This is a genomic window from Ruegeria sp. F11, from assembly GCF_056533855.1.
Genome location: NZ_JBQFOW010000006.1, coordinates 144286 through 169974 on the forward strand (window position 1 = coordinate 144286; position 25689 = coordinate 169974).

General features: G+C 59.2%; 27 protein-coding genes. 8 read left to right on the forward strand and 19 right to left on the reverse strand.

What is annotated here, in order from left to right; genetic code table 11:
* The first annotated feature begins 234 nt into the window (after positions 1–234).
* The 5 genes from fumC to ACR0NJ_RS09830 are packed head-to-tail and all read left to right on the forward strand — an operon-like array spanning position 235 to position 2941.
* Entirely contained in the window at positions 235–1632 is a 1398-nt protein-coding gene (fumC, locus tag ACR0NJ_RS09810) for a class II fumarate hydratase (RefSeq protein ID WP_480816944.1), read from the forward strand.
* Positions 1629–1805 (forward strand): DUF4169 family protein, encoded by a 177-nt coding sequence (locus ACR0NJ_RS09815; protein WP_480816945.1) that lies wholly within the window; start codon positions 1629–1631, stop codon positions 1803–1805. Before fumC ends, ACR0NJ_RS09815 begins: the two co-directional genes overlap by 4 nt.
* Complete coding sequence (locus ACR0NJ_RS09820) at positions 1802–2029, forward strand: ribbon-helix-helix domain-containing protein (RefSeq protein WP_480816946.1); 228 nt, start codon at positions 1802–1804, stop codon at positions 2027–2029. Before ACR0NJ_RS09815 ends, ACR0NJ_RS09820 begins: the two co-directional genes overlap by 4 nt.
* Before the next feature lie 14 nt (positions 2030–2043).
* Positions 2044–2331 (forward strand): YciI family protein, encoded by a 288-nt coding sequence (locus ACR0NJ_RS09825; RefSeq protein WP_480816947.1) that lies wholly within the window; start codon positions 2044–2046, stop codon positions 2329–2331.
* 7 nt (positions 2332–2338) lie between these two features.
* On the forward strand, positions 2339–2941 hold the full coding sequence (locus ACR0NJ_RS09830) for a DNA-3-methyladenine glycosylase I (RefSeq protein WP_480816948.1): 603 nt from the start codon (positions 2339–2341) through the stop codon (positions 2939–2941).
* 26 nt (positions 2942–2967) lie between these two features.
* Here the strand turns inward: ACR0NJ_RS09830 and ACR0NJ_RS09835 are convergent, their stop codons facing one another.
* The 4 genes from ACR0NJ_RS09835 to ACR0NJ_RS09850 form a co-directional block, all read right to left on the reverse strand.
* Positions 2968–3849: a fructose bisphosphate aldolase gene (locus tag ACR0NJ_RS09835; RefSeq protein WP_480816949.1), complete on the reverse strand. Its 882-nt coding sequence runs from the start codon at positions 3847–3849 to the stop codon at positions 2968–2970.
* 73 nt (positions 3850–3922) lie between these two features.
* Positions 3923–5272, reverse strand: coding sequence for a cytochrome P450 (locus tag ACR0NJ_RS09840; RefSeq protein ID WP_480816950.1), 1350 nt, complete (start codon positions 5270–5272; stop codon positions 3923–3925).
* Positions 5269–6483 (reverse strand): hypothetical protein, encoded by a 1215-nt coding sequence (locus tag ACR0NJ_RS09845; RefSeq protein WP_480816951.1) that lies wholly within the window; start codon positions 6481–6483, stop codon positions 5269–5271. The genes ACR0NJ_RS09840 and ACR0NJ_RS09845 overlap by 4 nt, the downstream gene beginning before the upstream one ends.
* Before the next feature lie 55 nt (positions 6484–6538).
* Positions 6539–7291: a cytochrome c biogenesis CcdA family protein gene (locus ACR0NJ_RS09850; protein WP_480816952.1), complete on the reverse strand. Its 753-nt coding sequence runs from the start codon at positions 7289–7291 to the stop codon at positions 6539–6541.
* A gap of 105 nt (positions 7292–7396) precedes the next feature.
* Between ACR0NJ_RS09850 and ACR0NJ_RS09855 the strand changes: the two genes are divergently transcribed.
* Positions 7397–7630, forward strand: coding sequence for a sulfurtransferase TusA family protein (locus ACR0NJ_RS09855; RefSeq protein WP_480816953.1), 234 nt, complete (start codon positions 7397–7399; stop codon positions 7628–7630).
* A 48-nt stretch (positions 7631–7678) separates the two neighbouring features.
* Here ACR0NJ_RS09855 and ACR0NJ_RS09860 read toward each other — a convergent pair whose 3' ends face one another.
* The 6 genes from ACR0NJ_RS09860 to purC all read right to left on the reverse strand — a co-directional run bounded on the left by ACR0NJ_RS09860 (position 7679) and on the right by purC (position 16029).
* Positions 7679–10504 (reverse strand): Rne/Rng family ribonuclease, encoded by a 2826-nt coding sequence (locus ACR0NJ_RS09860; protein WP_480816954.1) that lies wholly within the window; start codon positions 10502–10504, stop codon positions 7679–7681.
* 501 nt (positions 10505–11005) lie between these two features.
* Entirely contained in the window at positions 11006–12340 is a 1335-nt protein-coding gene (locus ACR0NJ_RS09865) for a sigma-54-dependent transcriptional regulator (protein ID WP_480610699.1), read from the reverse strand.
* Positions 12341–12352: 12 nt separating this feature from the next.
* Positions 12353–14131, reverse strand: a complete 1779-nt coding sequence (locus ACR0NJ_RS09870) for a sensor histidine kinase (RefSeq protein ID WP_480816955.1) — start codon at positions 14129–14131, stop codon at positions 12353–12355.
* A gap of 36 nt (positions 14132–14167) precedes the next feature.
* The gene (gene purQ / locus ACR0NJ_RS09875) at positions 14168–14836 is read right to left on the reverse strand and encodes a phosphoribosylformylglycinamidine synthase subunit PurQ (RefSeq protein WP_480816956.1); all 669 of its coding nucleotides are present in this window, start codon (positions 14834–14836) and stop codon (positions 14168–14170) included.
* Between the two features lie 26 nt (positions 14837–14862).
* Entirely contained in the window at positions 14863–15093 is a 231-nt protein-coding gene (gene purS, locus ACR0NJ_RS09880) for a phosphoribosylformylglycinamidine synthase subunit PurS (protein ID WP_480610692.1), read from the reverse strand.
* Positions 15094–15273: 180 nt separating this feature from the next.
* Positions 15274–16029 carry a phosphoribosylaminoimidazolesuccinocarboxamide synthase gene (gene purC, locus ACR0NJ_RS09885; RefSeq protein ID WP_480816957.1) on the reverse strand — a complete coding sequence of 252 codons (756 nt, stop codon included), beginning with the start codon at positions 16027–16029 and terminating at the stop codon, positions 15274–15276.
* A gap of 187 nt (positions 16030–16216) precedes the next feature.
* Here purC and ACR0NJ_RS09890 point away from each other — a divergent pair, with 187 nt between their 5' ends.
* Both ACR0NJ_RS09890 and bmt read left to right on the forward strand, forming a co-directional pair.
* Entirely contained in the window at positions 16217–16537 is a 321-nt protein-coding gene (locus ACR0NJ_RS09890; RefSeq protein ID WP_480816958.1) for a DUF1476 domain-containing protein, read from the forward strand.
* Positions 16538–16660: 123 nt separating this feature from the next.
* Entirely contained in the window at positions 16661–17674 is a 1014-nt protein-coding gene (bmt, locus tag ACR0NJ_RS09895; protein WP_480816959.1) for a betaine--homocysteine S-methyltransferase, read from the forward strand.
* Between the two features lie 5 nt (positions 17675–17679).
* Here the strand turns inward: bmt and ACR0NJ_RS09900 are convergent, their stop codons facing one another.
* The 9 genes from ACR0NJ_RS09900 to ACR0NJ_RS09940 all read right to left on the reverse strand — a co-directional run bounded on the left by ACR0NJ_RS09900 (position 17680) and on the right by ACR0NJ_RS09940 (position 25621).
* Positions 17680–18456: an enoyl-CoA hydratase-related protein gene (locus ACR0NJ_RS09900; protein WP_480816960.1), complete on the reverse strand. Its 777-nt coding sequence runs from the start codon at positions 18454–18456 to the stop codon at positions 17680–17682.
* A gap of 73 nt (positions 18457–18529) precedes the next feature.
* On the reverse strand, positions 18530–18985 hold the full coding sequence (locus tag ACR0NJ_RS09905; RefSeq protein WP_480816961.1) for a cytochrome c-type biogenesis protein: 456 nt from the start codon (positions 18983–18985) through the stop codon (positions 18530–18532).
* Positions 18982–20946, reverse strand: a complete 1965-nt coding sequence (locus ACR0NJ_RS09910; protein ID WP_480816962.1) for a heme lyase CcmF/NrfE family subunit — start codon at positions 20944–20946, stop codon at positions 18982–18984. The genes ACR0NJ_RS09905 and ACR0NJ_RS09910 overlap by 4 nt, the downstream gene beginning before the upstream one ends.
* Positions 20947–21021: 75 nt before the next feature.
* Complete coding sequence (locus ACR0NJ_RS09915; protein ID WP_480816963.1) at positions 21022–21600, reverse strand: holin family protein; 579 nt, start codon at positions 21598–21600, stop codon at positions 21022–21024.
* Positions 21591–22202: a holin-associated N-acetylmuramidase gene (locus tag ACR0NJ_RS09920; protein ID WP_480816964.1), complete on the reverse strand. Its 612-nt coding sequence runs from the start codon at positions 22200–22202 to the stop codon at positions 21591–21593. Before ACR0NJ_RS09920 ends, ACR0NJ_RS09915 begins: the two co-directional genes overlap by 10 nt.
* A 145-nt stretch (positions 22203–22347) precedes the next feature.
* On the reverse strand, positions 22348–22794 hold the full coding sequence (ccmE, locus tag ACR0NJ_RS09925; protein ID WP_480816965.1) for a cytochrome c maturation protein CcmE: 447 nt from the start codon (positions 22792–22794) through the stop codon (positions 22348–22350).
* Positions 22795–22801: 7 nt separating this feature from the next.
* Positions 22802–23830, reverse strand: a complete 1029-nt coding sequence (gene argC / locus ACR0NJ_RS09930) for an N-acetyl-gamma-glutamyl-phosphate reductase (protein WP_480816966.1) — start codon at positions 23828–23830, stop codon at positions 22802–22804.
* Positions 23831–23924: 94 nt separating this feature from the next.
* Positions 23925–24734 (reverse strand): glutamate racemase, encoded by an 810-nt coding sequence (locus ACR0NJ_RS09935; protein WP_480816967.1) that lies wholly within the window; start codon positions 24732–24734, stop codon positions 23925–23927.
* Positions 24735–24742: 8 nt separating this feature from the next.
* Complete coding sequence (locus ACR0NJ_RS09940) at positions 24743–25621, reverse strand: lysophospholipid acyltransferase family protein (RefSeq protein WP_480816968.1); 879 nt, start codon at positions 25619–25621, stop codon at positions 24743–24745.
* Between the last annotated feature and the right edge of the window lie 68 nt (positions 25622–25689).

The following is a 25689-nucleotide window of genomic DNA, read 5'->3' on the forward strand; positions in this document are numbered from 1 at the left end:
AAGGGCTATCCGTTCAGATACTGGCATTTCGTCCTCCGCGCCGGCTGCAGTTCCATTGTAGCCAAGCGCGTTCAGGGCACAATGGCGCAATCCCGCTCGGTAACAACAAAATTGACACGCCCGTGCGCCTATACCTTTGCCAACAGTGAGTTTAAGGTGCGCGCAACTGGCCGATTGCGCCACAGCCTTGCTGCGGGTAAACGGCATACAACTGCATACCAGACGGAGTACTCGATGTCTCAGACCCGCACCGAAACCGACAGCTTTGGCCCGCTGGACGTTCCCGCCGACAAGTATTGGGGCGCGCAAACGCAGCGTTCGATCATGAATTTCCCCATCGGCTGGGAAAAACAGCCTGTCGCCATCGTGCGTGCGCTGGGCGTGATCAAAAAGGCTTGCGCGATGGAAAACAAGTCCATCGGCAAGCTAGACGCACGGATCGCGGACGCCATCATTCAGGCCGCTGGTGAGGTGATCGAAGGCAAATTCGACGACAATTTCCCTCTGGTCGTCTGGCAAACCGGATCGGGTACGCAGTCGAACATGAACTCGAACGAGGTCATCGCCAACCGCGCGATCGAGATTCTGGGCGGCGTGATCGGCTCAAAAGACCCGGTGCATCCGAACGATCACTGCAATATGGGGCAGTCGTCGAATGACACCTTCCCCACCGCGATGCATATCGCCACGGCGACAAGTGTGCGGGACGTTCTGCTGCCCGGCCTGATCAAACTGGCCGAGGGACTGGAGCAGAAGGCGGCTGAGTTTGCCGGGATCATCAAGATCGGGCGGACTCATACGCAGGACGCGACGCCCCTGACGCTGGAGCAGGAATTTGGCGCCTATGCGCATCAGATCCGCCAGGGGATTGCCCGCGTCGAAGCTGCGATGCCGGGAATTTACGAACTGGCGCAGGGTGGTACCGCTGTTGGTACGGGGCTGAACACGCATCACGGTTGGGACGAGGCGGTTGCGGCGAACATGGCCGAAATCACCGGCCTGCCCTTCGTCACCGCCCCCAATAAGTTCGAAGCTCTGGCCGCTCATGACGCGATGGTCTTCCTGTCGGGCGCTTTGGCGACCATCGCTGGCTCCTGCTACAAGATCGCCAACGATATTCGCCTGCTAGGCTCGGGCCCGCGTTCGGGTCTGGGTGAACTGATCCTGCCCGAGAATGAACCCGGCTCGTCGATCATGCCCGGCAAGGTTAACCCGACCCAGGCCGAGGCGCTGACGCAGGTTGCCGCCCATGTCATGGGCAACGACGCGGCGATCAAGTTTGCGGGCTCGCAGGGGCACTTCCAGTTGAACGTCTACAACCCGATGATGTCCTATAACCTGTTGCAATCCATCCAACTTCTGGGCGATGCAACCGACAGCTTCACCGAGCGGATGCTGCTAGGCATTCAGGCCAACGAGCCGCGCATCGACAAGCTGATGAAGGAGTCGCTGATGCTGGTCACGGCGCTGGCCCCGACCATCGGTTACGACAACGCGACCACCGTTGCCAAAACCGCGCATAAGAACGGCACGACCCTCAAGGAAGAAGCCATCGCTCTGGGTTTTGTCGACGAAGAGACCTTTGACGCCGTTGTGCGCCCCGAGCAGATGATCGGGCCGAAGGACAAATGAGCAAGCCGGTCAATCTGAACCGGTATAGAAAAGAAAGAGCGCGGGCCGAGAAAAAGGCCCGTGCGGACCAGAATGCGGTCAAGTTCGGGCAAAGCAAGGCTGAAAAGCAGGTCGTAAAGCTTCGGCAGGACAAACAGCGCCACGATCTGGACGGGCATGAGATTGACGAATGAGCGGTCGCCCCATCAAACGTTCTCTGACTCTCAAAGGTCATCGCACCTCGGTCTCGCTTGAGGATGAGTTCTGGCACGCTTTTCGCGAGATTGCGCGGGAAAAAGAAATTCCAATCAATGTCCTTGCCGCCGAAATTGATGTTGAACGTGATCCAGAAACCGGTCTTGCCTCAGCCATTCGCGTGTTTATTCTGGACTGGTATCGCGAAAGGCGCGACGCCTGACAGAGGTCTGATCCATGCACATCATCCTGCTTCGCTTTTCGACTAACAAAGACAAGGTCTCGGACCATGTCGAGGCACATCGAAAATGGCTACAGGCGGGGTTTGACAAAGGTTTCTTCCTGCTTGCAGGCACCTTGAAAGACGGTGTGGGCGGCGGAATTCTGGCCTCGTCTGACGACCCCGAGGCGTTGATTGAATTCGTCAATCAGGATCCGTTTGTTGTGGCCGACGTAGTGACGGCAGAAATCCTGGAAATGGAACCTGCCCGCGCCGATGATCGTCTGAATTTCCTTTTGCAATGAGGTTTAAGTGAGCAAGACCATTCCCGGCCCCGATGGCAAACCTCGCTGCGCCTGGTGCCAGTCGGCGCCGGAGTTCTTTGAATATCACGACACCGAATGGGGCTATCCGGTGGCCGACGACCAGCGGCTGTTCGAAAAACTATGCCTCGAAAGTTTTCAGTCCGGTTTGAGCTGGCGCACGATTCTTGCCAAGCGCGAGAACTTTCGTAAGGCGTTTTCTGGGTTTGATTTTAATGTGATGGCTGGTTTTTCTGAGGCGGATGTTGAACGTCTGCTGCAGGACAAAGGCATCATCCGTCATCGCGGCAAGATCGAAGCTGTGACCAACAACGCCCGCCGCGCGCAGGAACTGGTCGCGCAAGAAGGCTCTTTGGCGGCCTTTGTCTGGCGGTATGAGGCCGACAGTCCGCCCGAGCCGCAAACCGCATCAACCTCGCCCGAGTCGATTGCGATGTCCAAGGATCTGAAAAAGCGGGGCTGGAAGTTCGTTGGTCCCACCACGGTTTTTGCGTTCATGCAGGCGATGGGTCTGGTCAATGACCATGCAGAGGGTTGTGTGATGCGCGAAAAAGCGGCGCAACTGCGCCGCGATTTCGTAAAGCCACAGTAAATCGGTGCCCCGAAGGGCACCCAGAATTAAACCGACGCGCGGAAAATCTTGTCGATATTGCCGCCGAGGGCTGCGTTGAATTCCGCCTCGGACTGCTGCTTGGCCAGCCCTTCAGTCAAAGCGCGCGAGAAAGAGGCGATCATTTTGCCGTTCTGCCCCAGCAGATCACAGGCCTCATCAGTCGAATAGCCGCCCGACAGCGCAACAACACGCACCACGCGCGGGTGGTCGGCGACCTCATCATACAGGTTCGCTTGCGTGGGCAAGGTCAGTTTCAGCATGACATCTTGCCCCTCACCCATCTGATCGAGGTTTTTTAGCAGCTCGGCCTTCAGAATGTTCTCGGCCTCGACCTTGGTGTCCGAATGAATGTTCACTTCCGGTTCGACAATCGGGATCATGCCCGCCGCCACAACCTCGCGCGCGACATCGAACTGCTGGGCGACCACAGCGGCGATGCCTTCGGCGTTGGCCTCATGAATCACCGAGCGTTCCTTGGTGCCGAACACGCCATCCGCCTTGGCCAAGGTCTCGGCCAGCCCTGGGATCGGCTTCATCATCTGAACGCCATTGGTCTGCTCTTCCAGGCCTTTGTCGATTTTCAGGAACGGCACGATACCTTTGACTGACCACAGGTAGTCGGCGACCTTGCGGCCTTCGATCTCTTCACCCAGCGTGCGATCGAACAGGATTGCGCCGATAACTTTGTCCTTGGTGAAATCGTCTGCCAGAATGATCCGCGCGCGCATCTTCTGGATTTCGTCGAACATCTCGGCGTCCGAGCCGTAATCCGAGGCTTCAACACCATAAAGCGCCAGCGCCTTGGGGGTCGATCCGCCGCTTTGATCCAGTGCTGCAATGAACCCTGCACCATCGGACATCTGCGCGCGCTGTTCTGCTTTGGACATAATTTATTCCCATTCAATAATGATTCCGGTTTCCTTCCCCGCATACCGCACGTCGTTCGGCGATGGTAGTTTGTTAGCGCTCAACCAGCCGTAACCATATGCCATCTTTTGAACGCACCGTCAGATGTGCGACCGGAACCGGGGTTTTGCCCTCGATTGTTTCGAACCTGTAGTGGCGTAGTAGCATCGACAGGATCAGGGGCCCTTCGACCATGGCGAAGCCTGCGCCCGTGCAGACTCGGGGACCTGTTGAGAAAGGAACGTATGCGTCCCGCTGGCAGGTCTTGCCGTTTTCCGTCGACCACCTGGATGGGTCGAACGCGTCGGGGTTGTTCCAAAGCCGTTCGTGCCGGTGCAGATGCCATGGGCTGATCACGATCTGAGACCCCATTGGCACGTCGCGGTTGCGGAAGTGCTCCGGGCACGACGCCTCGCGCACCATCATCGGCACGGGGGGGTACAGCCGCAGTGCCTCGCGGAATACATCGCGGCTGATGCGGAGTTTTGACATCACCGCGAAGGACGGATCGTTCAGCGCCTGCGCCTCTTCCGCGACCCGTTCCTGCCAATCGGGGTACAGCGCCATCAGATACAGGGTCCAGGCCAGAGCCGACGCGCTGGTCTCATGACCGGCGAGGAAGAAGATCGCGACCTGATCGACCATCTCGGGCGTATCAAAACACTGGCCCGAGGCCGGATCGGGCGTGGTCATGATTTTGGTTGCCAGATCGTCCGGGGCTGTACCTGTGTTGATGGCGGCCGCGCGGTCTTTGGTCAGGTGTCCAATCAGGTCCCGAATATCGCGGGCATTGCGGCGCGTGGCGCGAGAATGAAACCGGGGTAGCCAACGCGGCAAAGGGACAAAAGCCGCGAGGTTCAACAGGGGTTGTTCTCGTTGATAGGCGCGGAATTTCTGAAACACCTGCGCGGCAATTTCGTGTTCAATGGGCACGGAAAACAGCGTCCGAAAAATGACATCGGCGGCGGCGTGAGAGGTCACTTCCTCACACTCAATCTCACTTCCTGCCTGCGGCCTCAACCGGTCCACGCAGGCCTGCGAGGCCGCCAGCATCGCCGGGAAGGTATCTTTCAGCCGCCCACCCTCGAACGCCGGGTCGATAATGCGCCGCTGGCGCTTCCACGTCTCGCCATTGGTCAGAAACACCGACTCGCCCAGCAGGGGGCGCAGGCCTTCGCTGATCCGGGCCGATTTCGGGAATTCATCCGGGCGTTTTTTTAACACCGAGTCGACTAGATCGGGTTGATTGATCAAAAAAGAGCGGAAGAACGGAGTCCGAAACTCGGCCATCCACGCGCGGTACAGGCGTTGGGGCTGCGCAGAGAGCAAATCTTGCCGGAACAGTTTCAGGTAACGCCAGAGCGAGACCTTATCGGGGCGCGGTTCGGGTTTGGGCGGCCTCATGCGCGGACCGAGGTGTATTTGGAGACGGATTTTTCGATGCGTGACCGGGATGGAGTGCTGTCCGCAAAGCGTTCGCGCAAGGTTCGGGGTCCGGCGGTGATGCGGAAATAGTCATATTGGCCCGGCTGGTCGAAGGCGCACAGGTATTGAAAATGCAGCCGAAAAAACCGCCATCGCAAGGCCTGCCACCGTGAGGGCGACAAGGTTTGGGTAAAGGCCGCCGACAGGACCAACGGCCACTGCTTCTCCGGCCCCGCCATGCCGCTGACGGCCACCGGATCGCACAGCGCAAAAGCACAGCCATCCCCCGGTGCAGATACGTCGACCCATGTCAAATCCGATTGCGTGGACAGAAAGCGCAGATCTTCGCGCAGGCGGTCGGCTTTGGGCAGAAATGACACCATGGGCACTACTTGCCCCAGAGTCAAAAACGACAGTGACGGGCCACTGCTCCTGAGCCCGCCAGCCCGCATGACATCGGCCAGCACCGAAACCCCAAGATGCGCGCCAGAGCTGTGGCCGACGATCAGAATCTCATCTGCATCTTCACTCATCGACTCTACGATCAGGTCCCGGAAACTGTTCAGACGGGCCTGCAGTTCACCGGAAATATCGCCCTGAAATCGCGCGGAATAGGCGTAGTCGTGCATTAGGTAATAGGCGAACAACCGGTTGTCGATCTTCCGAAACCAATGCAGCAACCCATAGGCCGCCGCCAGCGCCGGAACCAGGCCTACCCATTCCGCAAACGGCCACAGAACAGCGACCATTCCGATCGTGACCGCAAAAGCGACCAGAAGCTGCAGCACAAGCATCCCAACCGGGTACAGCGCTGCGATCACCGGGCCCTTGCGCAATTGCATCAACCGCCACAGCGTACCGGTTGATAGGTAAATCCAAGCGGTGCGCGCCAGTTGTAGATACGTCGCAGGGATCGACCCGGACATGCTGTCGCGCACGATGTCCGACCAGACAAGGACCTCGACATCCGTCTGCACTTCAACCCCGTCCTGGCAAGACACCACATGCCAGCCATAGGGTCCTTCGCCCTGCTTGGCAGAGACGGTTATTTGGTAGCCGGAAATTGCGGCCTGAGCCTGCGATTCAGTGCGGTACAACTCACGATATCGGCGGGGATGAATCGGATCGTACCCAGGTATGTAAAACACCCGGCGTCTGCGCACCTGAGGCTGATTTGTCTGACTGCTCATTGCCTTACCTTCTGCTGCGCAGGTTAACGCAGCATTGAGGTCAAGGTAAGATGGATCAGCCCAGAACGGCCAGCGCGGGGAATGTTTCCAGCAGCCACCAGCTGAATTCGGTGAACAGACCGGTTATCAGCATGATGCCGACAAACAGCAGCAGACCGCCCATCACTTTCTCGATGGTACCCATGTACGGCTTGATCTTGTTCATCACAGCCATCGAGCGGTTCAGGAACATCGCGGCCAGAAGGAACGGAATCCCCAGACCAGCGGCATAAATCCCCAGCAGGAAAGTTCCGCGCGCCACCGACGCCTCGGACGCGGCCAGAGACAGGATCGCACCCAGCTGAGGACCGATGCAAGGCGTCCAGCCAAAGGCGAAGGCAAGGCCAAGGATATAGGCACCAAAAACCGAGCCACCGGAGTCACCGGTTTCAACCCGCGCTTCGCGGTCCAGCAGCGAAATGCGGAAGACGCCCAGAAAATGCAGGCCGAAAACGATAACCACCGCACCTGAAATCTTGGCAAAAAGCACCTGATTTTTCAGCACAAATGCCCCAAAGGCCGAGGCCGTGAAGCCTAACAGCAGGAACACGGTCGACAGACCCAGAACGAAGAACAGCGCCGAAAGGGTGGCCTTGCGCCGCGCTTGCGCCTCGTCCTGCATCTCATTGATCGTCACGCCACTCATGTAAGCCAGATACGGCGGTACGATTGGCAGGACGCAGGGCGACAGGAAGCTGATCAACCCGCCGATCATGGCGATGAACATGGCGGGCAAGAGGCCCGCGTCGATGATATCAATTCCGAACATAAATCAGCACATATGGTATCACAGGCCCGGCGTCACGGGGCCATTCGGTCACATCCTCGTGGTTGCACGCTGGACACCACGACAAAGTGGAAATATCTGAGCCCTATGTCAAATCCCACTGAAACACTTGATGCACTGGGGCTGCTATGCCCTCTGCCCGTTCTGAAAGCGCGAAAACGCCTGAAATCCATGCCCACAGGCGCAGTGCTGCGGGTGCTGGCCGATGATCCCGCCGCGATCATCGACGTTCCGCATTTCTGTACTGAGAGTGGCCATCGCCTTCTGTCGCAGGAAGAAACGGACGGCCATCAAATCTATCTGATCCAGAAATCAGGCTGACCCGGACAGCAAAGAAAAAGGCGAGCACCTGGCTCGCCTCTCTTTTTCTTACTTACCAAGTGACCACCACCCGCGCCGCTTCGGCTTGGGCGGTTCGCTGGGTTGTTCAGGTTCCGGCGCTACGGTCTCCAGAACCGGTTCCGCAGGTTCTTCCTGAGCGGTCTCTTCGGGTGCAACCTCTACTTCGTCCTTGGCGACAATCGTTTCCGCCAGAACTTCAGGTTCCGGGGCGTCCTCTGCCTGCGCATCCAACGCCACTGTTTCTTCTGCGGCTTCGGAGTCTTCGGTCGCGGGCGCTGCTTCCACCGCTTCGGTGGACTGTTCACCTTCAGGGGCGTCTTCGCCTTCGCCCGTTGCCTCAGCCTGTTCAGGTTGGGCTTCTTGGGCAACAGGCTCTGCGTCTTTCTTCCTGCGGCGAGGCGCGCGCTTCTTCTTCGGTTTAGCGGGCTTTTCTTCCGCCGTCTCAGCCTCGTCAGTCGTATCGGTCGAAGCGTCTGGCGCAGTTTCAGCCGCCGCAGCTTTTTCCTCATCCGCAGAGGCCTCGGCCTCGTCGGTTGTCGCTTCGTTGGCTTCACCAGACCCGCCACCTTTCTTCCGGCGACGGCGGCGACGCTTGCGCTTGGGTTTGACCTCTTCTTCGGCCTGAACGGCTTCTTCTTCGACCTCTTCCCCGTCCGAGGCATCGACCAGATCCATCAAGGACGCATCCACGGATACAACCGGAGCCGTCGCTTCGGGCACGATCCGGCTTGCCGTCTTGAACTTCTCCATCGAGAAATCGGGGCTCACCAGATGAATATCGCCTTCGACACGCACCGACAGGCCATATCGCGCTTCGATCTGAGCGATATGTTCGCGCTTCTGGTTCATCAGGAAGTTCGCGATGCTCACAGGGCAACGTACCAGCACCTCGCGCGAGCGACGGCGGGTGCCTTCTTCTTCGATCTGACGCAGGATCGACAGCGCCATGTTGTCATCCGAGCGGATCAGCCCGGTGCCATGGCACGCCGGACACGGTTGTGTCGTCGCCTCCAGCATACCGGGGCGCAGACGCTGACGGCTCATCTCGAGCAGACCAAAACCGGAAATCCGGCCGACCTGAATGCGCGCACGGTCGGTTTTCAGCTTTTCTTTCAGACGCTTCTCGACAGCCGCGTTGTTCTTGCGCTCGTCCATATCGATGAAGTCGATGACAATCAGACCGGCCAGGTCACGCAGGCGCAACTGGCGCGCAACCTCCTCGGCCGCCTCAAGGTTCGTTTTGAGCGCGGTTTCTTCGATCGAGCCTTCCTTGGTCGCCCGGCCCGAGTTCACGTCAATCGCCACCAGTGCCTCGGTCACGCCGATCACGATGTAACCGCCGGATTTCAATTGAACGGTCGGGTTGAACATGCCGCCCAGATAGCTTTCCACCTGATAGCGCGCGAACAGGGGCAGCGCGTCCTCATACCGTTTCACGTTCTTGGCGTGAGACGGCATGATCATCTTCATGAAGTCCTTGGCGATGCGATAGCCGCCCTCGCCTTCGACCAGAACCTCGTCGATATCGCGGTTATACAGATCGCGGATCGAGCGTTTGATCAGATCGCCTTCTTCATAGATTTTCGCAGGCGCAATGGATTGCAGCGTCAGTTCGCGGATCTGCTCCCACAGGCGCTGCAGATATTCATAGTCGCGCTTGATTTCGGACTTCGTGCGCTTGGCCCCCGCCGTGCGGATGATCAGGCCAGCGCCGGTTGGCACGTCAATCTCCGAGGCGATCTCTTTCAGCTTCTTGCGGTCGGGCGCGTTGGTGATCTTGCGGCTGATCCCGCCGCCGCGTGCGGTGTTTGGCATCAACACGCAGTACCGGCCTGCCAGCGACAGGTATGTCGTCAGTGCCGCGCCCTTGTTGCCGCGTTCTTCCTTGACCACCTGTACCAGAAGGACCTGACGGACCTTGATCACTTCCTGAATCTTGTACCGACGCGCGCGTGGTTTGCGCGGCGGGCGAATGTCCTCGCTGTCATCCTCATCCGCAACCGATTCAATCGTGTCATCCTTCGCGGTGGCGTCCGAACGCGCTTCACCTTCGTCCGCGTCCTCTGCCTCCGCTTTTTCAGCTTCAACCTCGGTTTCTGCCGCATCTGCGTCAGTTGCTTCTGCCTGCGCATCATCCGCAGCCGCTTCCGCCTCGGTAGCTTCCTGCGCTACGGTTTCATCCACGTCCTGAGGTTCCGCGATGCCCAGATCCTCAGCGTCAGCAGCATCCGCCGGATCTTGCGCCGCGACCTCATCCGTCGGGTCTGCGTCGGCTACCTCATCAGGCTCCACGACGGCGGTCTCTTCGGTCGCTTCTTCCGCTGGCTCTTCGACCGGCGTATCTGCAACCAACTCTACCGGAGAGGTCCCTTCGGGCACGTCCAGATCGCTGGTTTCTTCGCCATCCTCCAGGTCGATGGTCTCCATCCCCGACGGTTCCGAGGATACCTCAATCGACTCGACGGCATCATCCGATTTCACGTCCGCCGCTTTGGACCGTGACCGCGACCGACGCTTCTTGGGCTTGGATTCCTCGGCCTCATCCCGCGCCTTCATGGCTTCGGCATAGGCACGTTCTTCTTCCATCAGCGCTTCGCGGTCGGCGACGGGGATCTGGTAGTAATCAGGATGAATCTCGGAAAACGCCAGGAAACCATGCCGGTTCCCGCCGTAATCGACAAAGGCCGCCTGCAGCGACGGCTCGACCCGGGTTACTTTTGCAAGATAGATGTTGCCGGCAAGCTGGCGTTTGTTTTCGGATTCAAAATCGAACTCCTCGACCTTGTTTCCGTCGACCACCACGACGCGGGTTTCCTCCGCGTGGGTGGCATCGATAAGCATTTTCTTAGCCATGTGTCCTTGGTGCACCGCGCCAAACGCGTTGTCCTGACCCGTCCGGGCGGACAGGCACATTTGGGGAGGTGTCTTGTACGGGCGATTTCAGACGGCGCGCGGCAGGGTCTGGCGCTGAGGCCCCCTGCCCGTATGTTCAATCGTTGCGCGCGCGTCATCGCGGTTCTTCTCCGACAGGCGCGGTGTGCCGCTGCCTGCCCATTTATTCCTTTCGCCCGATTTACGGGCTCAGGCATTCAATTGCCTCTTTCGAGGCACAATCGGCCTGTTTTGCCGCGTGGGATGTGTCACCATCATCAGCAAAACAGCGAAACTCAAAATCGGGACTTGTGGGCGCAAAAAGCCCGGCCCGTTCGCATACAATAAAAGCAGTCCTGTGGAAAAGACAATGGGCAAACTGCACAGCGGTTCATTCAAACCCGCTGCCGCGCCTTCTTCTGTTCAAAAATACCTCGGGGGAGTCGCTCGGCACGGGCGGCGGGGGCAGAGCCCCCTGACCCGCTACAGATAATCCGACCGCTGCAGACCGTATTTGGCCATCTTCTCGTTCAGCGTCCGGCGCGGCAGGCACAACTCATCCATCACCGACGCAATCGAGCCCTTGTGGCGGCGCATCGTGTTGTCGATCAGCATCCTCTCAAACGCCTCGACATATTCTTTCAGCGGCTTGCCCTCGGTCGTCATCACCGGCTGCATTTCTTCGTGATCCGACATTAACAGCGACGCAATCGTGCCCGACCCGCGCCGCGACTGCAGCACCGCACGCTCGGCAATGTTGATCAGTTGACGCACATTGCCCGGCCATGGGGCCTGCAGCAGTTGCGCCGCTTCCTGCGCGCTGACCTGGGGTGCGTCACAGCCGTATTCCTCGGCGAATTGCTCGCTCAGGCGGGTGAACAGGCTAAGTATGTCTTCGCCGCGCTGACGCAGCGGCGGCATAGTGATGCGCAAAGCGGCCAGACGGTAGAACAGGTCGGGGCGCAGAACGTCCTCGCTCGTCTTGCCAGCCTCTTGCAGATTGGAAATCGCGACGATCCGGGTTTCAGCGGGCGTACCCTGTTCGTTCATCACGCTCAGCAGACGGGCCTGCAGCGTATCGCTCAACGCCTCGACATCTTCCAGAACCAAGGTGCCGCCGCGCGCCTCCTCGACGGCGGGCAGTTGCGTGTCCTCGGGCATCATCGGGCCGAACAGGCGTTTCGACAGAGCCTCTTCTTCCAGCGCCGCGCAGGAGACCAGAACAAATTTCTTGCCCGCCCGGCTGCCAACAGCGTGCAGCGCGTGGGCAACCAATGTCTTGCCGGTACCCGTCTCGCCGTCGATCAGCACATGGCCATCGGCTTGCCCGAGGTCCAGGATATCTTCGCGCAGGCGTTCCATCACCGGGCTGGCCCCGATCAGCTTGTTCATGATCTGCGTGCCGCCCGACAACTCACGCCGCAGCGCCCGGTTGTCCAGGGTCAGCCGCCGCGCGTTGCTGGCACGTTTAGCCAGTTCCGACATTCGATCCGGATTGAAAGGCTTTTCAAGGAAATCGAACGCGCCGACCCGCATCGCCTCAACCGCCATGGGCACGTCACCATGGCCGGTGATCATGATAACCGGCAGAGTGCTGTCCGCCCCCATCAGCTTTTTCAGCAGTTGGATACCATCCATCCCCGGCATCTTGATGTCCGAGATCACGATGCCCGGATAGTCCGGCCCCAAAACTTTCAGCGCATCCTCGGCGCTGGAAAAGGTTTCGGTGTCGTACCCGGACAATGCCAGCCATTGGCTGATCGACTGGCGCATGTCCTGTTCGTCATCCACAATGGCGATCTTCATGGCCTGTGCCATAATCATTCCTCGTTATTCCGCAGCCTGAAGGCCGTCGCTTCCCAGTATCGGCAGTTGCATCTCGAACACCGCGCCGCCGTGTTGGCCGTTGCGCGCGGTCAGCCGTCCGCCATGGTCGTTCACGATCCCGGACGAGATGGCAAGCCCCAGTCCAACGCCATCGCCGGGCTGTTTGGTGGTGTAGAACGGCTCGAACAGGTTTTCGATGTCTTCAATACCATACCCGTTGTCACGCACGGTCAGCACCGCCATGTCGCCTGCGGCCAGAATAATCTCAACATCTGGCTCTGCCACTGATTTGGTGGCATCCAGCGCATTTCGCAAGAGGTTGACCATCACCTGCTCGATCCGCATCCGGTCGCCCATCACCATCACTGGTTCCTCGGGCAGGATCTGAGTGATCTTCACATGCCGTTGCCGCAATTGCGGTTCCATCATCGACAGGGATGAGGCCAGCGCTTCCCCAAGGTTTACAGGTGAAAACGCATCCGCACCCTTGCGCGCGTAGGACTTTAGCTGCCGCGTGATCGCCCCCATTCGCTCGATCAACCCGTCGATGCGGCCAAAGCTGGCCAACGCCTCTTCAGGGCGGTTTCGGCGCAGCAATAGCCGGGCCCCAGCCAGATAGGTTTTCATTGCAGCCAGCGGTTGATTCAGCTCGTGACTGACGGCGGCAGACATCTCGCCCAAAGCGGCCAGTTTCGAGCTTTGGGCAAGGGTCTGTTCGGCCAAATCCAGCGTCTTTTCAACCCGTTCCCGCTCAGCGATTTCCCGCTGCAGCCTTGTGTTCAATGCGCGAAGCTCTGCCGATTCGCGCTGGAACAGGGCCATCCGCAGCGTCGCCCGGCGGCTGAGCGCATAGAAGGCCAACGCCAGAAGAATCGCAAAGCCCATAATCTCGAGCGCGATAACGCTGTTCACCTTCTCACGGATCGAAGCGTAGGTGGTGAACGAGGTCATCTGCCAGCCCCGGAACGGGATGCGCGTTTCCATCCGCATCACGGCTTCGCCCTGCAGGTAGGCGTCGGGGGGCAGCGCCGTCCAGTCCGTCGTGGCCCGGATTGCTCGTTGAATAGCTCCTTCCGGCGGTTGACGCAGCAACGCGGCCGTTTCCTCAAGCCCGCGCCACTGCGGTTCGGTCGACAGGATGATGGTGCCGGTGCTGTCGGTTACAAAGACCGCGTCCGAAATCCCCGCCCAGGTGCGTTCGAATTTCTGCAGATCGACCTCGACAACAATGACGCCCAAGGTATCTGGCCCGGATTCGATCCGACGGGAATACGCAAAGCTGTACCCGCCTGCTTCCCTCGGAATAACGGAAAAAATCGTGGCGTTCGACCGAATTGCATCCACGAAATAGGGCGTGTTGCGGTGCGTTTCCTGAATTCTGTTTCGGTCTGTGGCGGCCCGCGTTGTCCCATCAATGTCCAACAACATCAGCGAGGCCGCGCCAATTTCTTCCACAAAGGAAATCAACCGCTGGGACGACAGCGTGTAATCGCTGGATTGCAAGGCGGAAATCAGCGTAGGGTCACGCGCCAGCAATTGCGGGACGATCGCGTTTCGGCGCAGTTCGCTCAGCAGGTTACCGGAATACAGGGCAAGCCGGACCTCGGCCCGGTTTCGGGTGGATTCGGTGAACCGATCTGTCAGCAGGCTATTTGTGACCCAGACCGTCGCAACCGCCGCAAGCAAAAGCACAAGAACGGCCACGCGCAAGCGCCACCCAAGGGGCGCACCGCGAAAAGGTCTGAGCAATTTGGACCTGCCTGAACGAACTTCGGAATTCATCCCCGGAAGTTACGCGGGCGCGGAGATGACCTCAAGTCACGCCGGCGCCAGTACGCCTGACAATGCGCGGAACAATGCCGCCCCGTCGGTGCCGCCATGACCCTGATCCGCCGCCCGCTCGGGGTGCGGCATCATCCCAAGAACACGCCGGTTTTCGGACAGAATGCCAGCGATATCACCCACCGAGCCATTGGGATTCTCGCTATAGGTGAACGCGATCCGGTCCTGATCTTTCAGCGCGGACAATGTTGCGTCATCGGCGAAATAGTTTCCGTCGTGATGCGCAATCGGAATGCCGATCACATCTCCGGCATTGTAGCCCTCGGTGAAGGCACTGTCGCTTGTTTCGACCTTCAGCCCCACGGTCTTGCAGATATATTTCAGCCCCGCATTGCGCAGCAGCGCGCCGGGCAGAATTCCGGTTTCGGTCAGAATCTGAAAGCCGTTGCAGATGCCGACCGCATAGCCGCCGCGCTCGGTATGGTCGACAACCGCCTTGCAGATCGGCGACTGCGCCGCAATAGCGCCGCAGCGCAGATAATCCCCATACGAGAAGCCCCCAGGTACGCCGACAATATCGACCCCCTCGGGCAGCGCGGCAACCTTGTGCCACACCATATCAACCTGAAAACCTGCTTGTTCGAACGCAACCGCAAGATCGCGGTCGCAGTTGGAGCCGGGGAATACGATGACGGCAGCGCGCATTGCGGACCCTCCTTGGTGGGTGAAACTCAGATCAGTTCGATCTCAAAGCGCTCGATAACCGTGTTGGCCAGCAGCTTTTCGCACATTTCGGTCACGTCCGCCTCGGTCGCGCCATCGGCCAGTTCCAGGTCGATGACCTTGCCCTGCCGCACGCCCTCGACCTGATCGAAGCCCATCGCGCCCAGTGCGTGCCGAACTGCCTCACCCTGCGGGTCAAGCACCCCGTTCTTGAGCATCACATGCACCCGTGCCTTCATATTCGCAACTCCACCTGCGGGCCGCGCCCCGGACCCATTTCGTTGCGCGGGGGATAGCGCGGTTGCGGGGATTGGACAACCCTGTTTACGAACCGGCGAACCGGGTAGAGAGTGCGCGGCAAAGAAAAAGCGCCACCTGCTGCGGGCGGCGCTTTTCCTTTTATCTCGACGTGAAGCGGATCAGTTGATCAGTGTCGGCTTGGTCACGTTGCTTTTCGGCAGAACGCCCAGACGACGCGCAACTTCGGAATAAGCGTCAGTCAGGTTTCCCAGATCGCGGCGGAACACGTCCTTGTCCAGCTTCTGCCCGGTCTCGATGTCCCACAGACGGCAACTGTCGGGGCTGATCTCATCCGCCACAAGCAGGCGCTGGAAATCGCCTTCAAACACGCGGCCGATTTCGATTTTGAAGTCGATCAGGCGGATGCCCACGGCCAGCATCACGCCGCTCATGAAATCATTCACACGCAGGGCGAGGCTCAGGATATCGTCCATGTCTTGTTGGCTGGCCCAGCCAAAGGCGGCGATGTGTTCTTCCGACACCAGCGGATCACCCAATGCATCGTCCTTGTAGCAATATTCGATGATCGGACGCGGCAGTTGGGTTCCCTCAGCAATGCCCAGACGCTTGCACAAAGACCCGGCGGCATAGTTGCGCACGATTACTTCTAGCGGCACGATTTCGCAGTTGCGGACCAGTTGTTCGCGCATGTTCAGTCGGCGGATGAAATGGGTCGGAACACCGATCTGGTTCAGGCCGTCCATGAAGAACTCGCTCAGGCGGTTGTTCAGAACACCCTTGCCGTCGATCACGTCTTTTTTCTCGGCGTTGAAGGCGGTGGCATCGTCCTTGAAATACTGAACGATGGTACCCGGTTCGGGGCCTTCGTACAGGATCTTGGCCTTGCCTTCGTAGATTTTCTTGCGACGCGCCATAAGCGACCCTTCCGATCTGGTGCGAGGGAATGAGTCCCTCGGCGTTGGCGCCCTCATAGTCCAAGCCCCCCTTTCCCGCAAGTTCAGCAGGCAGAGAAGCTTTGACGCAGCGCAAATACCTTGCGCACGCGACCGGCTATAGTCATATCATCAGATAATAAGATGTAACCCAAGGGGTCCCCAACCAATGACCACATTTGACGAACGTGAAGCGGCGTTTGAAAACAAGTTTGCCCATGATGAAAAGATGCAGTTCATTGCTCGGATGCGCCGGAACCGGTTCCTGGCTGTCTGGGCCTCGACCCTGAAAGGCGAACCCGTTGAAAAAGCGCGCGCCTATGGTCGGAAACTGGTCAAAACCGATCTGCAAAGCGTCAGCGAGGACGACGTGGTCGAGGCCGTAATGGGCTATCTCGGGGATCTGGCTGATGAAGCCAAGATCCGCGAAAAGATGGCGGAGTTGCTGGTCGAAGCCAAAGAACAGGTGATGGCCGAAGACGAAATCTGACACCCGGAATGTAAAACTCATGATCTTCATGAGTTTTATGAATTTGATTTGATGCCCCGGTCATGAGACACGGGGCGTCTCTTTTTCTAATGGCGTATTGCGCCTATTTTTTGGACTGCTCCAATGACAAACGCACTGAGCAAACTGCTGGAAACCAAAGACGCCATTCTGGCCGACGGGGCAACCGGAACCAATCTGTTCAACATGGGTCTACAGTCAGGAGACGCGCCCGAACTGTGGAACGTGGATGCGCCGGATAAGATCCGCGCGCTGTACAAAGGATCTGTCGATGCGGGCAGTGATTTGTTCCTGACCAACACCTTTGGCGGCACGGCAGCACGGCTGAAACTGCACGATGCGCAGAATCGGGTTGGTGAATTGAACCGTATTGGTGCCGAGCTTGGCCGCGAGATTGCCGATGCCGCCGGACGCCCCGTGATCGTGGCTGGGTCGGTCGGCCCAACTGGCGAGATCATGGAGCCCATCGGAAGCCTGTCTCACACGGAAGCGGTCGAGATGTTCCATGAACAGGCCGAGGCGCTGAAAGACGGCGGTGCCGATGTCCTGTGGCTCGAAACCATCAGCGCCCCAGAAGAGTTCCGCGCCGCGGCCGAGGCCTTTGCCCTGGCCGACATGCCCTGGTGCGGCACGATGAGCTTCGACACCGCCGGACGCACGATGATGGGTGTAACCTCGGCTGATCTGGCGCTGCTGGTTGAAACCCTGCCCAATCCGCCGGTTGCATTCGGGGCGAACTGCGGTACCGGCGCGTCGGACATTCTGCGCACGGTTCTTGGCTTTGTGGCGCAAGGGACCGAGCGGCCTTTGATCTCGAAAGGCAATGCGGGCATTCCGAAATATGTGGAAGGGCACATTCACTATGACGGAACACCTGACCTGATGGCGGACTACGCGGTTATGGCGCGGGATTCCGGTGCCACGATCATCGGCGGCTGCTGCGGCACCATGCCCGCCCATATCCGGAAAATGCGCGATGCGCTGGATGCCACGCCACGTTCGGATCGCCCCACGTTGGATCAGATCACAAATGCGCTTGGCCCGTTCTCATCCGCCTCGGACGGCACCGAGGAAGACGCGATGCCGGAACGGCGCACACGCCGCCGCCGCCGCGCCTGAGCGATTTAGCGCCCCTCGAACTTCGGGGGGCGTTTTTCCATAAAGGCCACGACGCCCTCGGCAAAGTCGCGCGAACGCCCGCATTCGCCCTGCAAATGCGCCTCGGTCGCCAGTTGCTGGTGCAAGGTGCTTTCATACGTCCCACGCAACGCCTGCTTGATCGCGCCGAATGCTGCGGTCGGGCCGTTTGCCAGATACTCGGCCCGCTTGCGCCAATGGGTTGCAAAATCCTCATCCGCAACCGCTTCCCAGATCAGGCCCCATTCATCTGCTTGTTTTGCGGTGATCTTGTCAGCGAAAAGCGCGGCACCCATCGCCTTGGCCAACCCCATCTGACGCGGCATAAACCATGTACCGCCCGCATCCGGCAGCAGGCCAATCCGGACAAAGGCCTGCAAAAAATAGGCGCTTTCGGTTGCGATCACCACATCCGCGCACAGCGCAAGATTGGCCCCTGCCCCCGCCGCCGGTCCGTTGACGGCGGCGATGGTCGGCACCGCGCTGTCATGGATGGTTTCCAGCATCGGCTCATATTCGTCGCGCAAAGACCGCTCAAGGTCTATCTTCCCGGTCGAGGACGCATCACCCAGATCCTGACCCGAACAAAACGCAGTTCCCGCCCCGGTCAGTACGATGCACCGCGCATGGCGTGCGGCGTGTTTCATGCCGTGCGTAATCTCGGCCCGCATCTGCGTGGTAAGCGCGTTCATCTTGTCGGGGCGATTGAGCGTCAGAACGGCCAACCCGTCCGTGATCTCCAGCAGGATCGTCTCATAGTCCATTCCGGGCGTCCCTTGCGGTCAGTTTTGACAAATCCTGACCGATAAACCCTCAAAGGGAAAGGCGAACCCGGCGTCAGTCTTCGAGAATTTGGCGAAGGCGCTCTTTCTCTTCGTCGTTCAGCTTGTCCGCGTCACCGGCTTCATGAACCTTCGCGCGCCCGCGCAGAAAGTTCCAGCCCAGCCCCGCCGCGATCAGCAACATGATCGGACCGGCCAGCCAGAGAAGCAGGTTCGATCCAGTGGTCTTGGGCTTCAGCAGCACATACTCGCCGTAGCGGTCGACGATGAAGGCAATCGCCTCTTGATCCGTATCGCCCGCCACCAAACGTTCCCGCAGCAACAGGCGAAGATCGCGCGCCAAACCGGCGTTGCTTTCGTCAATACTTTCGTTCCTGCAGACGAGACAACGTAACCCAGTGGACAGGTCCCGCGCCCGTTGTTCAAGGACCGGATCGTCCAGCACTTCGTCAGGCTGCACCGCCAAAACAGGTGTGGCGAGCAGCATCAGCAACAGGATCAAGCGCTTCATTCCGCAGGCACTCCGCCAGACGGGGCCTTGCGCGCGCCAGCCGCAACGCGGAAACGTCGGTCGCACAAGCTTAGAATACCGCCAAGTGCCATCATCAGACAGCCTGCCCAGATCCAGTTCGCAAAGGGTTTGATATACGTTCGCATCACCCAGCCGCCATCAGCCTGCTGATCTCCAATGACCACGTAGAGATCGCGCATGAACCGATAGTCGATTGCGGCTTCGGTCGTGGGCATGCGCGCTACAGGGTAATCCCGTTTCTCAGGATGCAGAGTACCGATAGGACGCCCCGATTTCTCGAAAAGAACATCAGCGGTTGTCGAGAAATAGTTCGGCCCCTGAACCCGTCGCACATCCTGCAGGGTCAGCGTGAACTGCCCAACCTCAAAAGGCTGGCCGGGTTGCGCGACGCGGATATCCTCGACCTCCCAAGCCGTTAGGCCAGCGATGGCGAAGATAGTCACGCCGAGCCCCGTATGAGCAACCGCCTTGCCCCAATCCGCACCGGGCAGCCGGAACAGTCGTTTCAGACTGCCTTTGCGGCCCGTACGGCTCCACAGATCGATAAGCGCGCCAAACGTGATCCACGCGCCAAGAAACAGGCCCACCGGCCCCAAGGCACTTCGCCCGGACTGCATGGCCCAGACCAGCAACGCCAGTGCCAGTGCCAACCCAAAAGCATACCGCAGCGACCACGCGGTTTTTCCCAGCCTGCCCCGTTTCCACGGCAGCATGGCACCGATCGGCAAGACGATGCCCAACAAAACCATGAAAGGCGTAAAGGCTGCGTTAAAGAACGGAGCCCCAACCGAAAGTTTCCGGTCGAACATCATCTCGGCCACCATCGGCCACATCGTTCCGACAAATACGACAAAGCAACTGACGGCCAGCAAAACGTTGTTCACCACCAGCGCGCTTTCCCGGCTAACCATGCCAAAGACGCCCTTTGCCTCCATCGCCTGCGCTCGGGCTGCAAACAGACTCAGTGCGCCACCAATGAAGAAAACAAGGATAAACAGGATAAACACCCCACGCTCAGGATCATTCGCGAAGGCGTGGACCGAGGTCAGAAGGCCCGAGCGCACAATGAATGTACCAATCAAGGAGAACCCGAATGCGATAATGGCCAGCAGAATGGTCCAGCTTTTCAGCGCCTCGCGCTTTTCGACCACAATGGCCGAATGCAACAGCGCCGCCGCCAGCAGCCACGGCATGAACGAGGCGTTCTCGACCGGGTCCCAGAACCAGAAGCCACCCCAGCCCAGCTCGTAATAGGCCCACCAGGACCCAAGTGCGATGCCGATGGTCAGAAACACCCAGGCAGCCAAAGTCCAAGGCCTGACCCACCGGCCCCAGGCCGCATCAATGCGCCCTTCGATCAACGCAGCCACGGCAAAGCTGAACGCCATGCTCAGACCGACATAGCCCAGATACAGGAACGGCGGATGGAACGCCAAACCCGGGTCCTGCAGCAACGGGTTCAGGTCGCGCCCGTCAAACGGCGCAACAGCCAGCCGGTCAAACGGGTTCGAGGTGAACAAAATGAATGCAAAGAACGCCACAGCAACCGCCGATTGCACCGCCAGAACCCGCGCCTTTAGCGTGGGCGGCAATCCACCACCGAAAAACGCAGCCATGCCGCCAAACAGGGTCACAATCAGTACCCAAAGCAGCATCGACCCTTCATGGTTCCCCCATGTGCCGCTGATCTTGTACAGCATCGGCTTGGCGGAGTGGCTGTTCTCGACCACGATCCGCAGCGAGAAATCCGAGGACATGAACGCCCAGACCAGCGCCCCAAAGGAAAAGGCCGTCAGCAGAAACTGCAAAATCGCCGCCGGCTCGGCAAAGGCCATCCATCCCGCCCAGCGTTTCGCCGCCCCGATCAGAGGCACCACGCTTTGCGCAATCGCTACAAAAAACGCGAGGATAAGGGCGAAGTGACCGAGCTCTGTAATCATGCCCAAGGATATACTCCGGGGGCGGCAGAAACGCCATTAACTTTCACCCGATTCAGAGACACATAGTGTCGCGGATTATGCCCTGTGCAGGCGACGCCAGTCTTCCAATGCCGGGTTCGCGTCAGGCCCCGTTACATCCATCGCAAGCTGCGCATCAGTGCCTGCGGACGCCGCACCGAGGCTATCGCTGCGCATCCGTTCCAATGCTTCCAGATTAGCGACAACCTGCGGCGTCCTCTGCAGCGTCGTCGTGATTTCCTTTTGAAAATCCTGCGATTTTGCCTGATGTCGTGCGCCGAAATAGAACGAGACAATCACGCCCAACAACCACCAAAGCGGTTCGGGCACCAGCGCAATGCCCTGCATTCTGGCGGAAAACCAGATGGGGTCGATCATTGCTGCGGCGAACAATCCCAGCGTTCCCAGCGCCAGCGCGGGCCGGGGCAGCCGGTTGACCCCGTCCATGAAACGATCAAAACCACCTTTGTTGGCAATCCGAAACTCTGCTCCGAATTGGTTCATTGCACGGCTTTGCAAAACCGCGCCCCGTTCTGCATCCGCCTCGGAATTTTCACGAAAGATTTCAGCGGTTTCCCGCACGACATTGCGCCCGCCACCGAACAACAACGCCAACACGCCCGAGATCAGTCCCATCCCGCAACCCTTCTTTGAAACTGTGTGTCATCAAGATGGTAACGAGGCGACAGAAACTCCTCGGCCCGCTTGATCCAGCCCCCTTTGCCACCCGCACGAGATCGCGCAAATTTGCGCGCAGCGGGCCGGTTGTCGGCCAGCCGGAAGTAATAATTCCGTCGCGCCACGCCATAAGCGTCCCGCAAGGCTACAGCGTCCGGGTGTGCAGCCCTGTCGCATGCCGCAGCGGTCTGCGGCCCGATGACGCCATCGACTGACACATCGAACCGCATGTCGCGCAACAACCGCTGCAGAATCTTAACGGCCTGCCCTCCTGCATTCACATACATGTCGAAAACCGAAGGCTGCAGCGCGTCGGGCAACGAGGCAATACGCGGCCGTTCGAAATAATGCCGGACAAATATGTCGACTGCCTGCCGCTGGCTCAGCGCCCGAACGTCGGCATGGTCCACAACTCCGTCCTTGGTCACATCCAGCCCAAGCCTGCGCATCGTATGAATGGTGACGCCAAACTTCGTCGCCCCGCCCGGATCGTCGGGATCATCCACAAACCCGCCTTCACGGGCCACAATCTCTCTCGCAATCTGCCGAACCGTCTGCATGTCACCCCCGATGTTGGTGCTGCAAAATGTTCCGCAAAATCCTTAACGACCGGAAACGAAACAGGGCGCTGCCTGCACACCGCACGCAACGCCCCTCTTCTTCTGTTTAAAATACCTCCGCCGGAGGCACGCAGCGCAGCTGCGTTCAGCCCTCGCCGGGTTCCTGATAGATGCCCTGTTCCTTCAGCGCGTCCACGACCTCTTTCGGCATGTATGTTTCATCATGTTTCGCAAGAATTTCAGTGGCTTCAAACACGCCGTTCACGTAGCTGCCAGTGCCAACCATACCCTGATTTTCAGAAAACAGATCAGGCAACACACCGGTGAAGGCCACGGGTACGCTTTCTCCGCCATCCGTCACCACAAAATGCACGGTTTCACCCTGACCGCGCACAATCGAGCCCTCTTCGACCAGCCCGCCAATGCGGAACACCTCGGTCGGTTTGGGCGGCTCGGCGATGACCTCGCTGGGTGAGCGGAAGAAGTTGATTCCGTCCTGCAAAGCCCAGCCAATCAACGCCGTCGAGGCCACCAGGGCAACGACAGCCACCAGAATGACCTGCACACGACGACGTTTCTTGAGCGTTTTCATCTCATCCTCACGGGAACAGCGGGGCCATCATCAGGCCCAGAGTTTCATCTTCACCTAACATCAGGTTGGCGTTCTGCAAGGCTTGCCCGCTGCTACCTTTTGTCAGGTTATCCAATGCCGCAATTACGATAGCGCGGCGTTCAATCCGGTCCGCCACCACTCCGATATTACAGAAATTCGATCCGCGCACGTGGTGGGTCGAGGGCGCTTCGCCCATCGGCAGCATCTCAATGAACGGCTCGGCCTCATAGGCCCGGCACAGTGTTTCATAGATGCTTTGCGGATCACCCTTCACATAAGTCGTTGCCAGAATCCCCCGGTTCGCGGGGATCAGATGCGGTGTGAACTGAACGTGAACAGTCCGCCCCGCCAGGGCCGAAAACTCCTGATCGAACTCGCCCAGATGACGGTGGGTGCCGCCAATCGCGTAGGCGTTGGAACCCTCGCTCAGTTCGGCATGCAGCAGGTTTTCCTTGAGCGACCGCCCCGCCCCGGACACGGCGCATTTCAGGTCCAGCACGATATCGTCCAGATCAATGACGCCTGCGGTGATCAACGGGCGCAACACATATTGGCCGGTCGCGGCATTACAGCCGGTTCCTGCCACCAGCCGGGCGTTGCGGATGTCTTCCCGGTAGAACTCGGTCAGGCCGTACACAGCCTCGTCCTGCTGGTCCAAAGCGGTGTGCGGGTTGCCGTACCACTTTTCGTATTCTTCGGCGTCGCGCAGCCGGAAATCCGCTGACAGGTCAATGATCTTCAGGTCCTTCGGCAGGTCCCGGATCACTTCCTGGCTGGTCTTGTGCGGCAGGGCGCAGAAACACAGGTCGATTGTCGAGAAGTCGATCTCAGAGATTTTGCACAGATCGGGCAAGTTCATGTGCCGCAGATGCGGGAAGACCTGCGCCATCGACTGGCCCGCTTTCCGCTCGGCAGCCAACGCCACGATGTCCATGTTCGGGTGCTCGGCGATCAGCCGCACCAATTCGGCGCCGGTATAACCGGAAGCGCCCAGAATTGCGATTTTATGGGTCATGTCAGACCTCTTTATTCCATGTGTCACATATCACGACCGCCGATGCGACGGTCTACGAAGTAAGGAAAGAGTATTGGGCCGTCCTTGATCGAAGTCAGGCAGCCGCGAACGTGATTTGTCGTCGGAGGAACTGAGTCGCCCGGTCGCTGACAAAGCCCGGCTTACCGGTTGTCAGGAAACCGCCCTGGCCCTCACCCATCATGTCCGGGTGCCGCCCTAGGTAATCGGCCAGGCTTTCCGCCACCAGATCGCCCTGACTGAACACCTGAACGTCCGGTCCCAATGCGGCCTGAAACGTTTCCGCCATCAATGGGTAGTGCGTGCAGCCCAGTATCGCAGCCTGGGGTTCGGGCATTTTCCGCTTCAACGCATCCACATGGCTGCGTACCATCGCCTCGGCCAGGATCATATCGCCGTCCTCGATAGCATCCACCACGCCGCCGCAGGATTGCGCCTCGACATCGACGCCAATGGCCCGGAACGCCAGTTCCCGCTGAAAGGCCCGGCTGGACACCGTCGCAGGCGTCGCAAACAGTGCAACGTGCTTCACTGCCACTTCCCGCGGCGGAGAGTTATCGCCCCATTCCCGTTCGGTCAGCGCCTCAATCAGGGGAACAAACACACCCAGCACTCGCTTGCCCTTGGGCACGCCCTCTTCCTGCATACGGCGCAGGGCGGCGGCGCTTGCGGTGTTGCAGGCCAGAATCACCAGATTGCAGCCCCGGTTCCAAAGTTCCTGTACGGCTTTGCGGGTCAGTTGATAGATATCCTCGGCATCGCGCACGCCGTACGGCGCATGCGCGCTGTCTGCGAAATACAGAAAATCAACGTCCGGCAGACGGTTCTGCGCGGCGTTCAAGACGGTCAACCCGCCCAAACCGGAATCAAAAATACCTACTGCCATTTGCCCCTTCAGGCGCGATGCCGTTCCTCAAATTCATAGCCATAGTCATAGGACTTCAAAGTCTTCGGAGACAGCTCATACGTGGCTTTGCGCAGGAAATCCATCATCTTGCGCGTATCCTTGCTTAGTGGGTCCAGAACGTCACGCCCGATGGGTTCGCCGATGACCACTTTCACCGGCGTATCGACCCGCTTTTTGAACTCTTTGATCAGCAGGCCCATGCGCAGCGTGTTGTGCAGATGGCTGGCAATCTGAAACAGGCGCGAGGTGTGGCCGTCGAAGAATACCGGCACCACGGTCGCGTTGGATTTCGCAACCATCCGCGCGGTAAAGCCGCGCCAGCCCGGGTCCATCGGATGCGCAAACGGTTTGACCGCCGTACTGACGGTGCCGCCGGGGAAGATACCGATTGCGCCGCCCTCACCCAGATAGTTCAGCGCGGTTTTTCTTGTTTCCAAATTCAACTTCATCGCCTCGCGCGTCTCATCGAACGAGATCGGCAGGATGATCTTGTTGATGTCCTCGGCCTTGCGGAACACGTGATTTGCGAGAATGCGGAAATCGCCGCGGGTCTGGGACAGCATGTGCCCCATCATCAACCCGTCCAGAATGCCGTAAGGATGGTTCGCGATCAGGATCAGAGGGCCATCCTTCGGGATAATCGACAGCGCACCCCCCGCCACATCCAGCGTCAGGCCATAGCGTTCCACCATGACTGACCAGAAGTCGCGCCCGTTGGCTACGTCCTTCTCGTACCCGTCCGCGCGTTTGATCAAGCGCATGCGGCCCGTCGTGTTCTCCATCAGCTTGATTATCATCCGCCCGCCCTTGGTTTCGGCGGAATAGGCATAGGAAATGTCACGGACGGCATGACGGCGCGAGGGCATTTTGGTCTCCGGTTGGCTGCCTGCAATATAGTTTTAGGTGACAATTTTGCCTAGATACCGTGACAGAC

Coding starts and splice junctions, on each gene's coding strand:
- ACR0NJ_RS09840 (WP_480816950.1), bottom strand. CDS start 5,272: ATGAGGCCGCCCAAACCCGAACCGCGCCCCGATAAGGTCTCGCTCTGG.
- ACR0NJ_RS09940 (WP_480816968.1), bottom strand. CDS start 25,621: ATGCCCTCGCGCCGTCATGCCGTCCGTGACATTTCCTATGCCTATTCC.
- argC (WP_480816966.1), bottom strand. CDS start 23,830: ATGACCCATAAAATCGCAATTCTGGGCGCTTCCGGTTATACCGGCGCC.
- bmt (WP_480816959.1), top strand. CDS start 16,661: ATGACAAACGCACTGAGCAAACTGCTGGAAACCAAAGACGCCATTCTG.
- ACR0NJ_RS09870 (WP_480816955.1), bottom strand. CDS start 14,131: ATGAATTCCGAAGTTCGTTCAGGCAGGTCCAAATTGCTCAGACCTTTT.
- ACR0NJ_RS09825 (WP_480816947.1), top strand. CDS start 2,044: ATGCACATCATCCTGCTTCGCTTTTCGACTAACAAAGACAAGGTCTCG.
- ACR0NJ_RS09855 (WP_480816953.1), top strand. CDS start 7,397: ATGTCAAATCCCACTGAAACACTTGATGCACTGGGGCTGCTATGCCCT.
- ACR0NJ_RS09935 (WP_480816967.1), bottom strand. CDS start 24,734: ATGGCAGTAGGTATTTTTGATTCCGGTTTGGGCGGGTTGACCGTCTTG.
- purS (WP_480610692.1), bottom strand. CDS start 15,093: ATGAAGGCACGGGTGCATGTGATGCTCAAGAACGGGGTGCTTGACCCG.
- ACR0NJ_RS09860 (WP_480816954.1), bottom strand. CDS start 10,504: ATGGCTAAGAAAATGCTTATCGATGCCACCCACGCGGAGGAAACCCGC.
- ACR0NJ_RS09910 (WP_480816962.1), bottom strand. CDS start 20,946: ATGATTACAGAGCTCGGTCACTTCGCCCTTATCCTCGCGTTTTTTGTA.
- ACR0NJ_RS09915 (WP_480816963.1), bottom strand. CDS start 21,600: ATGGGACTGATCTCGGGCGTGTTGGCGTTGTTGTTCGGTGGCGGGCGC.
- ACR0NJ_RS09850 (WP_480816952.1), bottom strand. CDS start 7,291: ATGTTCGGAATTGATATCATCGACGCGGGCCTCTTGCCCGCCATGTTC.
- ACR0NJ_RS09900 (WP_480816960.1), bottom strand. CDS start 18,456: ATGGACTATGAGACGATCCTGCTGGAGATCACGGACGGGTTGGCCGTT.
- ACR0NJ_RS09865 (WP_480610699.1), bottom strand. CDS start 12,340: ATGGCACAGGCCATGAAGATCGCCATTGTGGATGACGAACAGGACATG.
- ACR0NJ_RS09845 (WP_480816951.1), bottom strand. CDS start 6,483: ATGAGCAGTCAGACAAATCAGCCTCAGGTGCGCAGACGCCGGGTGTTT.
- ACR0NJ_RS09890 (WP_480816958.1), top strand. CDS start 16,217: ATGACCACATTTGACGAACGTGAAGCGGCGTTTGAAAACAAGTTTGCC.
- ACR0NJ_RS09920 (WP_480816964.1), bottom strand. CDS start 22,202: ATGCAGACGGTTCGGCAGATTGCGAGAGAGATTGTGGCCCGTGAAGGC.
- purC (WP_480816957.1), bottom strand. CDS start 16,029: ATGGCGCGTCGCAAGAAAATCTACGAAGGCAAGGCCAAGATCCTGTAC.
- ACR0NJ_RS09835 (WP_480816949.1), bottom strand. CDS start 3,849: ATGTCCAAAGCAGAACAGCGCGCGCAGATGTCCGATGGTGCAGGGTTC.
- ACR0NJ_RS09815 (WP_480816945.1), top strand. CDS start 1,629: ATGAGCAAGCCGGTCAATCTGAACCGGTATAGAAAAGAAAGAGCGCGG.
- ccmE (WP_480816965.1), bottom strand. CDS start 22,794: ATGAAAACGCTCAAGAAACGTCGTCGTGTGCAGGTCATTCTGGTGGCT.
- ACR0NJ_RS09905 (WP_480816961.1), bottom strand. CDS start 18,985: ATGAAGCGCTTGATCCTGTTGCTGATGCTGCTCGCCACACCTGTTTTG.
- purQ (WP_480816956.1), bottom strand. CDS start 14,836: ATGCGCGCTGCCGTCATCGTATTCCCCGGCTCCAACTGCGACCGCGAT.
- ACR0NJ_RS09820 (WP_480816946.1), top strand. CDS start 1,802: ATGAGCGGTCGCCCCATCAAACGTTCTCTGACTCTCAAAGGTCATCGC.
- fumC (WP_480816944.1), top strand. CDS start 235: ATGTCTCAGACCCGCACCGAAACCGACAGCTTTGGCCCGCTGGACGTT.